This window comes from Terrisporobacter mayombei, assembly GCF_020748465.1.
In the GTDB taxonomy this organism is placed as follows: domain Bacteria; phylum Bacillota; class Clostridia; order Peptostreptococcales; family Peptostreptococcaceae; genus Terrisporobacter; species Terrisporobacter mayombei.
Genome location: NZ_JAHZMP010000001.1, coordinates 515,101 through 528,868, shown reverse-complemented (window position 1 = coordinate 528,868; position 13,768 = coordinate 515,101). Strand labels below are relative to the sequence as shown.

Here is a 13,768-nt window from a genome sequence, read left to right as displayed (position 1 = left end):
TTTTCTTTATTTGCTATAAGTATAATCTATAAATTATTATAGATTATACTTTCTAATAAGCCTACTAGCTTTGGATTGAGATATATTTAAACATTTGGCAACCTTATATGAACTTTTATAATGCTTATAGGTTTTAGAAATAATCTCTTTTTCGTAGGATTCCATTAAAGTATCAAAATCATGTTCATTAAAAAAGTCTTCCTTATCTTCTATATTAAAATCGAAGTTATAGTTGAATATATCTTTTGGCAGATTTTTTTCTGTAATAACATGAGTAGTAGAGGTTAATACAAGTTTTTGTATAATATTTTGAAGCTCTCTAATGTTACCAGGAAAATCATAGCAAGAAATTAACTTTATAGCATCTTTGGTAATTATTTTATTTATATTAAATTCAAAGCAATACTTATTAAAATAATGTTTTATTAATTCAATCAGATTATCCTTTCGATCTCTAAGAGGAGGTATTTTTAATTGAATAACATTTAATCTGTAGTAAAGATCCTCCCTAAATGTTTTTTCTTCTACCTTTTTTAATAAATCACAGTTCGTAGCAGATATAATTCGAATATCTACCTTTTTCTCTTTCATGCCACCTACTGGAGTAAAGGTTTTTTCTTGAATTAACTGAAGAAACTTTGCTTGAAGGCTTGGAGGAATCTCTCCAATTTCATCTAAGAATAAAGTTCCGCCATGAGCAAGCTCTACGAGACCAGCCTTTCCTTTAGTTGAAGCGCCTGTAAAAGCACCTGGTACATAGCCAAATAATTCGGATTCAAGAAGTTCTGGTGATATTGTTGCACAGTTAATAGTTATAAATGGTTTATCAGCTCTTCTACTATTTTTATGTATATATCTGGCTAATGAACTTTTTCCGGTACCTGATTCACCAAGAAGTAAAACTATAACATTTGTTTTTGAAATTTGATTTACTGTATTGATTATAGGTTTCATAACACTTCCTGTAAGAATAATATCAGTTTCTATTTTAAGGGTAGTTCTATATATATTTTCAATTTCGTTTTTATATTTATTAACTTCATTTTGTGTATCTGTTAATTTATTTTTTATTTGATTAAGTTCTGTAATATCTCTAGTGTTTTCAACTATAAATTCAATTTCACCCTTATCATCAAATGTGGGGGTAGCTGTTAATACAAGCTTTTTTCCTGTATTAGTAAACTGTTCCATAGAACTAGTTTTTTTTGTTATTAAAACTTGAGGTATGGCTCCTACTGTGGAATAACCTTTTTCAGATAAAAGCTTAACATTTCTACCAAGCATTTCTTCTTTTTTTATTCCATAGTTTTTTTCAAATGCTTTATTACAATAAATTAGATTACCTTCATTGTCAGCGACACAAATCTCATCATGGGATGCATCCATGATTTTTTTATAAAAATCTTCTTTGAATTTCAAAGTTATCCCCCTTTTTTTATAATAAGTCGTTTTCGACTTATTATATTGCTTAATTTTCGCTATAGTACAAATAAGTCATAAATAACTTAATTATATTGGAATAATAAGTTAAAATCAACTTATTTTGTTAAATTACTTATTTTAAATCTAAAAAAAATTGAACTGTATAAGTATAATAAAAAAAAATGGCTGAATTTCAACAAATTTGTTAAAGAAAATTAAAATATAAAAGTTGGCATACTATTTGCTACAACTAATATTGGAATCAAAAGACAGATTATAGAGTTTCAAATGGAGGAAAAGAAAGATGGGATATTTATACATATTACTAGCAGGTCTTTTTTGGTCTAGTATAGGATTATTTACAACAAACCTAAGCAATGTAGGATTATCAACAGAAGAAATAAGTTTTTTAAGACTTTCAATGGGATGTATTATATTAGTTTCATATGCAATTATAAAAAATCCAAGTTTATTAAAAATATCAAAAAAAGGATTAATTTATTCCATAATTATAGGATTACTTTGCCAAGGATTATTTAATTATTGCTATGTAAATTCAATAAAAAGTGCAGGAAGTGCAGTAGCAGCTGTATTACTTTATACTTCACCAATATTTATCACAATTTTTTCTAAAATTATATACAAAGAGAAAATTAATAAAATGAAGTTATTATCTTTAGGTATATGTGTAGTGGCAGCTATACTTGCTGTTACAGGAGGAAGTTTAGATTTACAAAGTATAAGTACATTCGGAATTATAAGTGGTATTATGGCAGCAATTCTTTATTCTTTAATGCCAATAATAAGTAAAAATATATTAGAAGAAGTAAACAATTTAACAATGATGATTTATTCATTTTTAACAGGAGCGTTACTTCTTGTAGGTAGAGTAAATTTTGTTAAGGTTGGAGCTAGTTTAGGAGATATATCTGTAGTTTTAAATATAATAGGATTTGGATTATTCTCAGGAGCTCTTGCTTATATTTGTTATACAAGTGGTGTAAAAAGTGGAATAGAACTTTCTGTTGCTGGTGTAATAGCATCAATAGAATTAGTATTTGCACAAATGATTGGATGGATAATCATGGGAGAACCATTTAATACTGTAAAAATAATTGGAGTTTGCTTAATGATGGTTTCTGCTATAGTAGCTCTTAAAAGTGTTACTAAAATACCATCTGCAAGTGAAGAAAGTCTTGATTTAGACCTTAGAAAGGTTGCAGGTCAAGCATAACATTGCCCTTTAAAATTTATAATTATAAATTATAAAAAAGTCCTCGCAAATAATTTTACGAAGGACTTTTTTAATGTGAAAATTTATTATTTTGAAGATGAGTACTTTATACCTTGATAAGAATCTCTTGATTTTAGAGTATCATCGATGGCATTTAGTACTTCCCATTTTTTCAAAGACCAAAGAGGACCTACTAAATCTTCTTTTTTACCATCACCTGTTAGTCTATGGATTACCATTTCAGATGGAAGAATTTCTAACTGATCACAAACTAGATTTACATACTCTTCTTGCGCCATTAAAGTCATCATGTTCTTTTCTAACATTTTTGCTATTGGAGTATCCTTTATAACATGAAGCAAATGTATTTTTACTCCATGAACATTTAAATCAGCCACAGCCTTAGCTGTTTCCATCATCATATTATAATCTTCTCCAGGAAGACCATTAATAATATGAACTACAGTTTTTATATTCTTAGCTTTTAACTTTTCTACTCCTTCTATGAAGGTCTTATAATCATGACCTCTATTTATAATCTTTGAAGTTGAGTCATGAATAGTTTGAAGACCTAACTCTACCCATAGATTAGTTCTTTTATTTAATTCACCTAAATATTCTACTACATCATCTTCCAAACAGTCTGGACGGGTAGAAATAGAAAGTCCTACTACATCATCTTGTTCTAAGATAGTTTCATATTTTTCTTTTAAAACATCTAGAGGAGCATAAGTATTTGTATAAGCTTGGAAGTATCCAATATACTTAGCACTTGGCCATTTTTTAAGCATCATCTCTTTAATTTCTTTAAACTGTTTTATTAAATCATCTTTTGGATTACCGGCAAAATCTCCAGAACCTTCTTTGGAACAGTAAGTACATCCACCATAAGCTACTTTTCCATCTATATTTGGGCAAGTGAATCCTGCATTTATAGAAACCTTGAATATTTTTTCACCAAATGTATTTCTAAGATAGTAATTCCAAGTATGATATCTTTTATTGTCATCAAAAGCATATTTGAACTTTGTCATTTTATCACCTTTTTCTTATGATTTATACCTAGTTATATTAACATAAATTTTTATTATATACAAATTTGTATATAATAATTGATTACGAAAATGAAATCTTTTTAAACGAATAAAGTTTAAGTTTATTAATACAATTTACTAGTGATGAAATCAAAGGGGGGATACTGTGGAGAGAGACGATGAGAATAATGATATTATAAGAAAAGCTCGCCAAAAGGCAAAGCAGGAGAAAGAAGAAAAGGAAAAGTTAACAGAAGAAAATTTGGATGAGAGCAAGTCAGAAATTCATAATAATATGGAAAACACTGATGAAGAAAAAGCTGAAGGTTTAGAAAGTAAACTTACGATGAAAGAACATAATTGTGAAGAATATGAAAATTTTAATGATAAAGAATATGTAAATAGTGAAGAACTAGAAAGTATTAAAGGAGAAATAATAGAAGAAAGAAAATACACAATAAAAGGTATAGAAAAGAAAAAGAAGATTTGTATTGGAATTGCATGTTTTTTTGTACTAATTACAATAATGTATTTTGGTGCCAAAAGATATGACTTTCTAGTTTACCCAGATATAACATTGTATGAAGAAGATGTTTCAAAACTAAATGAAAAGCAATTAAATACAAAGGTAAATGCTTTGGCAAATGATATCAATGACAATAAAATTATTATAAAATTAGATGATAAAGACTATGAAATTTTAGTATCCAATATAATTGATAAGTTAGATGTAAAAAAAGTTGAAAATAAAATAATGAGTTATGGTAAAGATAAATCATTTTTAGAACAATTTGGTTTAATATATTTAAGCGTAAAAAGGAATTATAATTTTGATATAAAAGTTAATAATGAAGCTTTACAAGAAGAAGTCAATAAAATTTATGATGATACTCATTTAGTAGCTATTGAACCAACATTTGAAATGAATGGAGACAAATTAAACATAATAAAAGGTGAAAATGGTAAAAGCATCGATGAAAAAAATTTGATTAATAAAATAATTGAAAAAATAAATAGTAATGAAGTAGTGAAAAGTAATATAATTATTAAAGAAGAATATAAGACAATTAAACCTAAAATAAATAATAAAGATCTTGAAGGGGTAGATTATAAAATTTCTTCTGCAACAACGTACTTTGGTGGAACAGGTTATAACAGGGGACTGAATATAGCTAATGCAGCAAAAAAAATTGATAAAACATTATTAATGCCAGGAGAAGAATTATCATATGAAGATAAAGTTAATCCTGTAGAACTTAGCAATGGTTATTACATGGCTCCAGTTATAATAAATGGAACTCATAAAGATGCTCCAGGAGGTGGAGTTTGTCAAGTTTCTACAACATTGTATAATACACAATTAAAAGCAGGCATTCTTCCAACAGAAAGATATAATCACTCAAAATCTGTACCCTATGTACAACGAGGATTAGATGCGACATTAGCAACGGGAAGTAAAAACTTAAGATTTAAAAATTCTTATGATTATCCAATCTATATTCATGCTTATACAGTTGGAGGTCAAATTACAGTGGAATTTTGGTCAAATAAAAGTGTTTTAGATGGAAAAAAATATACTCCCGTAAGTTTTGTAAAAGGAAATGTGGCAAATACTTATCTTTATGGGTATAATAATAATGGAGAATTGATATATAAAAAATATATTGACACAAGTATTTACAAATAAAATATATTAATTTCAAAAAATAACGTACATACAAAAGAAAAGTGAGCAAAGGAGATTATAAATATGAAGTTATTTTTAGACACAGCAAATGTGGAAGATATTAAAAAAGTTAATGATATGGGTGTAATATGTGGTGTAACTACAAACCCATCTCTAATAGCAAAAGAAGGAAGAGATTTTACAGAAGTAGTTAGAGAAATTGCTTCAATAGTTGATGGACCAATAAGTGGAGAAGTAAATAGTGATGATGCTGAAGGCATGATAGCAGAAGCAATGGAAATAATAAAAATTCACAAAAACATGGTTGTGAAAATACCAATGACTGCAGAAGGATTAAAAGCTGTAAAAGTATTAGCTGCTGAGGGAATAAAAACTAATGTTACTTTAATATTCTCAGCAAATCAAGCGTTACTTGCTGCAAGAGCTGGAGCAACTTATGTATCACCTTTCTTAGGAAGACTAGATGATATATCAACTAATGGAATGGATTTAGTAAGAACTGTGGCAGAAATGTTTGATATACATGGAATAGAAACAGAAATAATAGCTGCAAGTGTTAGACATCCAGTTCATGTTACTGATGCAGCGTTAGCTGGAGCTCATATAGCAACAGTGCCTGCTAAGCTTGTATACCAAATGTTAAATCATCCTCTAACAGATCAAGGAATTGAAAAGTTTAAAAAAGACTGGGAAGATGCATTCGGAAATAAATAAATAAATAACTCATGGAATTAGTAATATAATTTCATGAGTTTTTTTATTTTAAATTAAAGAATAATAGTTTTAAAAGGAAGTTTGTTTTTTATATGGAATTTTATAATAAATAACTATAAAAAGGCAGGGAAAAACCATATATGAAAGAAATAACCTACTCTTTGTGTAAAGGAAATTATAATTCCAATTTATTTTATAAAAAATTATCAAGTTTTACATTGGATATTGAAAAAAATATATCTTATACTTGTGAAAAGTATGTAAAAGACTTTATTAACTTTTTAGAAAAAAATAATATTGAAAATATAAGAACAAATTCAGAGTATTATTTGGAAATATTAATGATGGGGGTTTTGTGGAAAAACTATATAAATAGGGCAGTGAATCTTCAAATAATACCTAAGCATATTTTAATAATTTTATCTTATTTAAGAAAATATGAGATCATAAAGAATAGTGTTGATAAGAAGAGAGGTATGATGGAAACATATTTTCTGAACATAGAAGATAATAAACAAATTGAACTTAATATAAATAATTTTGGAAAATTAATGGGATATTTAGATGCAATTGGTGATTTTAAGGAGGAAGTTAAAAGATTAGAACCGTGGGAAAAATATTTTATATGTATAGGAGAAGATGAAGCTAAGAAAATAATTTTGTCGTCTTTAGAAATAGAAGAGATATTTGAAAATAAAGCTAAAATAGAATTAGGTATTTATACAGAGAATGTGAGTGAATTTTTAATTTTAGCAGAAGAAAAATATAAATACAGAGAAGACTATATTACATGTAGAAGAAAAGAAGTAGAATACCATCTAAACATGGTAGGAGCTGAGATAATGAATAAATCCTATAGGGAGCTGTTTATTAAGTCAAAAGAAAAAAGGTTATTGCTTCCATCATGTATGAGAGCCAAAAATGAAAATTATTGTAAAGCAGTAAAAACTGAAGAAGGATATATATGTACTCATTGTACAAAATCATGCAATGTAAATAGATATGATAAGCTAGGTAAAGGTTATAATTTTCAAGTTTACATAATTCCTCATGAATCAGATATTACTATTAAAACAAAGTTTCAATATGGAGATATAGGAATAATCGGTGTTGCATGTGTTCTTAATTTAATATCAGGTGGATTTAAAGCAAAAAGTTTAGGATTTGTTCCTCAATGTGTTTTTTTAGATTATTGTGGATGTAAGTATCACTGGCATGAAAACGGAATAATGACGGATATTAATGAAGATAAATTACTAAATACATTAGGAATAAATGATAATATAAGTATTTAAGGAGGTTTAAAGAGTACCTCCTTTTTTAGGGGAGAATATTACCAAGGTTTGCTCCAATTGCAGTAGTGATATTCATCTTTCCATTCTAAATCAGTAGAAATATAAAAATCACCATAACTCATTGTTGATTTATAAAAAATATTTACTACAGAAAACTTAGAAGATAAATCGTTATTGATAATTACATGGTATTTGTTGTCTACAACATATATATTATCATTTGAAGTAGGCTCATCCTGAGCTACATTAAAGACAGGTCCATGTCATGCAATTTCTTTCAAATAGATACGAACATATTTTTTATTATCTAAGTTATCTGTTTCGTAGTTTTTGAACATCTTATCAAGAGCGGCTTTTGCCAAATCAGTTATGTTTATTATCATTATAAACTCCTTTTATTATTTATATTATTATTGATAAAATTATTTTATCCAATTACTATTAATATATCAAACTAATTTTAATTTGAATTATTATTAAAAATAAGATATCGAGCAGAAAACTTATTTTACAGTATACAAATTATTAAGTTATAATAAAAATAAAAACTAAGAGGGCGATTTTATGAGTAAAAAGAAAGCTGGAATTTTGGCATTAATAGGATATTTAGTAACCATGGGCATTGGAATTTTAATAGGAAATGTTGTATCTAATGTATTGGGAGAAAATGTGCTAGGAACAATGAATATAAATTCAAGCAATATTATTTATAAACTTATAATTCAAATACCACCAACAGTATTTATTTTATATTTTATAAAAAAATATTATAATTGGGAAGATATAAGCCTTCCATCAAAAAACTTAAAAAGTTTCATATGGTTTGTACCGTACTTAATAGTTTTAATATTTATGATAGGTAAATTTATAACTGAATTAAACAAACATATATCAGCTTATGATAGTTCAATTTATATGTTTATAATAACTGTATTTATAGGTACAGCTATGGCAGGTTTTTGTGAGGAAGTTATTTTTAGAGGTATAATATTAAACTCATTTAAAAGTGAAAAATCTTATATAATGGCTATGATAGTAAGTAGTTTAGGTTTTTCCATAGTACATATAACAACTATAGTAATGGGAAATTCTTTACTTGATGCACTTATTACAGTATTTTATTCATCTTTACTAGGTTTTGCCTTTGTTGGTCTTGCAATGAAGATGAAAAATATATGGCCTTTAATTATTTTTCATTCTATTTGGAATTTCATATTAATGGCATCTCAAAGTCTACAGTTTGAAATATCTATAGCAGCTGGCATATGCAATGTTATAAATATTTTTATTGCTATAATACTTTGGGTTGTTGTTATAGTTGAAGAAAAACGAAAATGCAGAAAAAAAACTATACTGGCTAATTAGTCAGTATAGTTTTTAATTCTAATTAGTTATTTCAATATATTTACAATCTGTATATATATGGTTTATAAAAAGTAATAATCTCTCATATAAAGGATGAACTTTTTCACCATACTTCAATTCTAAATTTTCTCCTACTTCTTCCACAGTATTTTTGCCATTTAACATCATAAACACTAAACTACAATATTCATCAAGTTCAATTTCTTTATACATTGGTATTTTAAACTTTAACTTTCTTAAAATATGCTGTATTTTACTGTCTTGTTTTTCAAGTAAAGTAACTATTCCATTTTTGTCTATCATATATTCTACATTATCACAAATTTTAAATTTTAAATTTAAAATTTCTTCATTAGTCTTCATTATTTTTAACCTTTGCAAATGCAATAGGAATGGTAGTTGCAATAACAAGAATAACTAATAGAAGTAATGCCATTGAATTTGATGCAGCAAATCCAGTAGGAACTTTAGGTGTAATTACACCAGATACTTGTAGTATTATACCTATTAAGCCTATTATAGATCCACCGGCAACTAAGCCTGAAGATAAACTTATACCATTTGAGACCTTTGCTTCTCTTTCCAAATCATTTTTAGCAGTCTTTTCTATAAATAAACGAACTAATGCACCTACTAATATGATTGAAGTAGTAGATATTGGTAAGTAAAAACCTATAGCAACAGTCATTATTGGCAAATTTAACATAAATAACACTAAAGCCATAACTACACCAGCAATAACCATAACCCAAGGTAAATTACCAGACATTATACCCGATGTTAATGTAGACATTAAGTTGGCTTGTGGTAATGCAAAAGGAGCATCAGCACCTGTGATTGCTAATTGGCTAGAAAGTACAACTATTGTTCCACAAACTACAGCCACACCTACTATAGAAGCTAGTACGAAGCTATTTTGCATTTCTTTTTTACTACCACCAATTATATAAGTTACCTTTTGAGATTGGCAGTATCCACCAGCAACAGATATGGCAGTAACCATAAAGCCAGCAAATAAAAGTAATGATTTGTTATCTGCAAGTCCTGTCCATCCAGACATGACAAAAACTAGAGTTAATATAACTAAAGATGCAATAGTCATACCTGATACAGGTAGGTTTGATGTTCCTATAGTACCTGTTAAACGTCCAGAAACTATAACAAATAAGAATGATAATATAAATGAAACTATAATAGCAACAGCGGCCATTGTAATACTTTGAGATACTAAATAAGCGGCAATTAAACCTACAATTATACCGCCTGTTAATATTAAAATTTCAGAAGAACTACCTTTATCATCTTCATTATTTCCTTTTTTAGCACTTAAAGTTTCTCTTATAGAAACTACTATAGTTGGAATAAGTTTTATAGCACCAATTATACCACCACAAAGCATCATACCAGCACCAATATATTTTACATAACTTCCTGATATAGCATTTACATCCATAGTATTTATGGCAACGGCAGGGTCATTCCATATGAACATTCCCTCACGAGCCATATCTGAGAAGTATCCTATTAATGGGGCAACTGCGAAGTTGGATAATATAGAACCAGCAAACATAGTTAATGAAACCTCTAATCCAACTATAAATCCTATACCTAGTAAAAGTGGATTTACTTCTAAAGAAAACTTCCACTTATAAAATGGAGTCCCTAAATAAGTCATAACATTATTGATCACATTTAAAAATGATCCAGTTAGAACGTTTATTATACCACTTATTCCAAAGCCAATACCCATATATTTTATAGCATCTCCGCCACCTTGTGAAGCTACTAATGTTTCAGAAATGGCCATAGATTCAGGATACATAAGTTTTCCATGTTCCTCTATTATTAGGTAATTGTAAACTAGAGAAGAACAGCCTATACCAAATAAACTTCCTGCAACACCTGTTGTTAAACCTTCCAAAAAAGTAAGATCGCTTCCTATTAAAATAATTGCAGGCAATACAAAAATTAGACCACTAGCTACAGATTCACCACCACTAGACATACCCTGTATAATATTTTTGCCAAGTATTCCTTTATCTTTTGCAAAAACTCCTACGAACATGGAACCAATAATTGCTCCAGGAATTCCTGCTGCTACTGTTAAACCTGACTTCATACCAGAATATGCAGTAGATGCTGCAAACACAGTAGAAAGTACTATTCCTATTATTAATACTGGAATGTTTGCGCCTTTTTTAGATTTATCAGTTATATAAGGTACATAATCCTTTCCTGACACACCTCCATAGGCCTCTTTAGGTAATTTGTTACTCATTATGTCATCTTCCTTTCTATTTTTTTAATAAATAATTTGTTCTTATATAGTGTTTAACATTTTTGTAAAAAAATTTATATTATTTTTGAAATATTGGAAATAAATTTGAAAATAAAAAATATACAATAAAAAAATAAATTTTTAAAGTAACAATAAGAGGTAAATAATGTAAGCTGTAGAATATAAGTATGTGGAAATCTATAGAAAAAGGAGCATAAAAATGAGAGAAGAAGCATTGGAAATATTATTTAAGTATTTAAAAACTGATTATATGTTAAAACATAGTTATGCAGTAGAAGCTGTAATGAAAGAACTGGCTAAAAAATTAGAGCCAGAAAAGGAAGAAGAGTGGGCAGTGGCAGGTCTTTTACATGATTTAGATTCTGATATTACAGGAAGAGTGCCTGGTGTTGTAAATGATGCTCATGCTTTTAAAAGTGTTGAATTATTAAAAGAAGAAAAATTTGGAGATGAAAAATTATATAGAGCCATACTTGGGCATCATGACAATAAGGGAGTAGTTAGGGAAAGTTTAATGGAAAAAGCCATATATGCAGTAGATCCCATAACAGGTTTTATAACAGCCATAGCTAAAAGCTATCCAGATAAAAAACTTACTAGCGTAAAAACAAAGTCTGTTATAAAAAGAATGAAGGAAAAGAGATTTGCAGCTAATGCTAATAGAGATGCCATGAGAGCCATAGAACTTGCGGGAATAGGTTTTGATGAGTTTGCAGAAATATCTTTGAATGCTATGCAAAATATTGCAGATATATTGGAAGAATCAGAATAAATTTAGTATGAACTTAGATTTTAGAAAAAATCATTCCTTTTGGAATGATTTTTTTGATTGAATATTATGTGCAATGTATATAAATATATAGTAAACTTTATATTACTATTAAATTTAGGAGGAATACATGATAAAAGAATTTGTAAAATATTATAAACCATATAAGAAACTTTTCTTTATGGACTTATTAGCAGCATTATTATTTGCTATATGTAACTTGGTGTATCCAATGATTACAAGGGATATAATGAATGAGGTTGTGCCAAATAAGGATTTAAGAATGCTCGTAATTTTTGGATTTACCTTATTATTTATATTTATAATAAAGGCATTTTTAAATCACTTTATGCAATATTGGGGGCATGTGGTAGGTGTTAGGATGCAAGCTGATATGAGAAGTGAAGTATTTACTCATCTTCAAAAATTGCCTAACTCATACTTTGATAATCATAAGACCGGAGTAACCATGTCTAGAATAATTAACGATTTAATGGATATTTCTGAACTTGCTCACCATGGACCAGAGGATCTATTTATATCAATAGTTATGTTTATAGGCTCATTTATTATTTTATTAAATATAAACATACCACTTACCATAATAATTTTTGCTATACTACCTTTCGTAATAATATTTGCAGCAAGGCAAAGAAAAAGAATGCAAAATGCTTTTATGGAAACAAGAGTAACTACAGGTGAAGTAAATGCTACACTAGAAAACTCTATAGCTGGAATGAAGGTAACAAAATCTTTTTGTAATGAAGAAGAAGAACTAAATAAATTTAATGATAGAAATAATATTTTTAAATCAGCTAGACAAACAGCTTATAGAGTTATGGCTGACTATTTCTCAGGAATGAATTTATTTATGGATTTATTAGAATTAGTTGCATTAGTTGCTGGAGGATATTTTACTTACTTAGGTGAAATTAATTTAGGTGACTTCGCAGCTTATATATTATATGTAAAGATGTTTATAGAGCCAATTAAAAAACTAATAAACTTTACAGAACAATATCAAAATGGTATGACTGGATTTGAAAGATTTATGGAAATAATTAAAGAAGATGTGGAAAAAGAAGTAAAGAATCCTATGGAGTTAAAAAATATTAAAGGAAATATTGAAATAGATAATGTTTCATTTACTTATGAAGATAAAAAACAAGTATTAAAAAACTTAGATTTATCAATTGAAGCTGGTAGAACGGTAGCATTAGTTGGACCATCTGGAGGAGGGAAGACCACTCTTTGTAATCTTATACCTAGATTTTATGATTTTGAAGAAGGTGACATAAGAATAGATGGAAAAAGCATAAAAAATGTCAGCTTAAAATCATTAAGAAAAAATATTGGTGTGGTTCAACAAGATGTATTTTTATTTACAGGAACTATAAAAGAAAATATATTATGTGCAAAACCAGATGCCCGTGAAGAAGATGTAATAGCTGCGGCTAAAAAAGCAAGAATACATGATTTTATTGAAAGTTTACCAGAAGGTTATGACACTTATATAGGAGAGCGTGGGGTTAAGCTTTCAGGAGGACAAAAACAAAGAATATCTATATGTAGAGTATTTTTAAAAAATCCTCCAATAATAATTCTTGATGAAGCTACATCGGCCCTTGATAATGTAACAGAAAGAGAAATTCAAAAATCTTTAGAAGAGTTAAGCAAAGACAGAACTAATTTAGTTGTAGCGCATAGACTATCTACAATAAAAAATGCTGATGAAATTGTAGTACTATCAGATAGTGGTATAGTTGAAAGAGGAACTCATAATGAGTTGATTAATAGTGGTGGAGTTTATAGTAAATTGCATGTAAGTTAATAAATAAAAAGTCTGGACATAAAATTATTTTAGTTCAGACTTTTTTATATTTAGTAATGATAAAAATGTGATAATAATAATTATCTTCATTTATCAAATGATATAATGATGATATTAT

At 27.9% G+C, this 13,768-nt stretch carries 11 protein-coding genes; 7 read left to right on the top strand and 4 right to left on the bottom strand.

Annotation, left to right across the window (positions count from 1 at the left end; all coding sequences use genetic code 11):
- Positions 1–36: 36 nt before the first annotated feature.
- On the bottom strand, positions 37–1,419 hold the full coding sequence (locus K0039_RS02600; protein ID WP_228103494.1) for a sigma-54 interaction domain-containing protein: 1,383 nt from the start codon (positions 1,417–1,419) through the stop codon (positions 37–39).
- A gap of 307 nt (positions 1,420–1,726) precedes the next feature.
- On the opposite strand from K0039_RS02600, the gene K0039_RS02595 reads away from it, so the two are divergent.
- Positions 1,727–2,656, top strand: a complete 930-nt coding sequence (locus tag K0039_RS02595; protein ID WP_228103493.1) for a DMT family transporter — start codon at positions 1,727–1,729, stop codon at positions 2,654–2,656.
- A gap of 86 nt (positions 2,657–2,742) precedes the next feature.
- Here K0039_RS02595 and mnmL read toward each other — a convergent pair whose 3' ends face one another.
- Complete coding sequence (mnmL, locus tag K0039_RS02590) at positions 2,743–3,690, bottom strand: tRNA modification radical SAM protein MnmL/YtqA (RefSeq protein ID WP_228103492.1); 948 nt, start codon at positions 3,688–3,690, stop codon at positions 2,743–2,745.
- 166 nt (positions 3,691–3,856) lie between these two features.
- Between mnmL and K0039_RS02585 the strand changes: the two genes are divergently transcribed.
- The 4 genes from K0039_RS02585 (at position 3,857) to K0039_RS02570 (ending at position 8,751) form a co-directional block, all read left to right on the top strand.
- Positions 3,857–5,377: a VanW family protein gene (locus K0039_RS02585; RefSeq protein WP_228103491.1), complete on the top strand. Its 1,521-nt coding sequence runs from the start codon at positions 3,857–3,859 to the stop codon at positions 5,375–5,377.
- 63 nt (positions 5,378–5,440) lie between these two features.
- Positions 5,441–6,091, top strand: a complete 651-nt coding sequence (gene fsa / locus K0039_RS02580) for a fructose-6-phosphate aldolase (RefSeq protein ID WP_228103490.1) — start codon at positions 5,441–5,443, stop codon at positions 6,089–6,091.
- Positions 6,092–6,231: 140 nt separating this feature from the next.
- Complete coding sequence (locus tag K0039_RS02575) at positions 6,232–7,386, top strand: DUF116 domain-containing protein (RefSeq protein ID WP_228103489.1); 1,155 nt, start codon at positions 6,232–6,234, stop codon at positions 7,384–7,386.
- Positions 7,387–7,950: 564 nt separating this feature from the next.
- Positions 7,951–8,751, top strand: coding sequence for a CPBP family intramembrane glutamic endopeptidase (locus tag K0039_RS02570; protein WP_228103488.1), 801 nt, complete (start codon positions 7,951–7,953; stop codon positions 8,749–8,751).
- An 18-nt stretch (positions 8,752–8,769) separates the two neighbouring features.
- Here K0039_RS02570 and K0039_RS02565 read toward each other — a convergent pair whose 3' ends face one another.
- Together K0039_RS02565 and K0039_RS02560 are read right to left on the bottom strand one after the other, a co-directional pair.
- Positions 8,770–9,114 (bottom strand): PqqD family peptide modification chaperone, encoded by a 345-nt coding sequence (locus K0039_RS02565; RefSeq protein WP_228103487.1) that lies wholly within the window; start codon positions 9,112–9,114, stop codon positions 8,770–8,772.
- Positions 9,104–11,029 carry an OPT family oligopeptide transporter gene (locus K0039_RS02560; protein WP_228103486.1) on the bottom strand — a complete coding sequence of 642 codons (1,926 nt, stop codon included), beginning with the start codon at positions 11,027–11,029 and terminating at the stop codon, positions 9,104–9,106. Before K0039_RS02560 ends, K0039_RS02565 begins: the two co-directional genes overlap by 11 nt.
- A 220-nt stretch (positions 11,030–11,249) precedes the next feature.
- Here K0039_RS02560 and K0039_RS02555 point away from each other — a divergent pair, with 220 nt between their 5' ends.
- Both K0039_RS02555 and K0039_RS02550 read left to right on the top strand, forming a co-directional pair.
- On the top strand, positions 11,250–11,822 hold the full coding sequence (locus K0039_RS02555) for an HD domain-containing protein (protein WP_228103485.1): 573 nt from the start codon (positions 11,250–11,252) through the stop codon (positions 11,820–11,822).
- Between the two features lie 127 nt (positions 11,823–11,949).
- The gene (locus K0039_RS02550) at positions 11,950–13,650 is read left to right on the top strand and encodes an ABC transporter ATP-binding protein (protein WP_228103484.1); all 1,701 of its coding nucleotides are present in this window, start codon (positions 11,950–11,952) and stop codon (positions 13,648–13,650) included.
- The last annotated feature ends 118 nt before the right edge of the window (positions 13,651–13,768 follow it).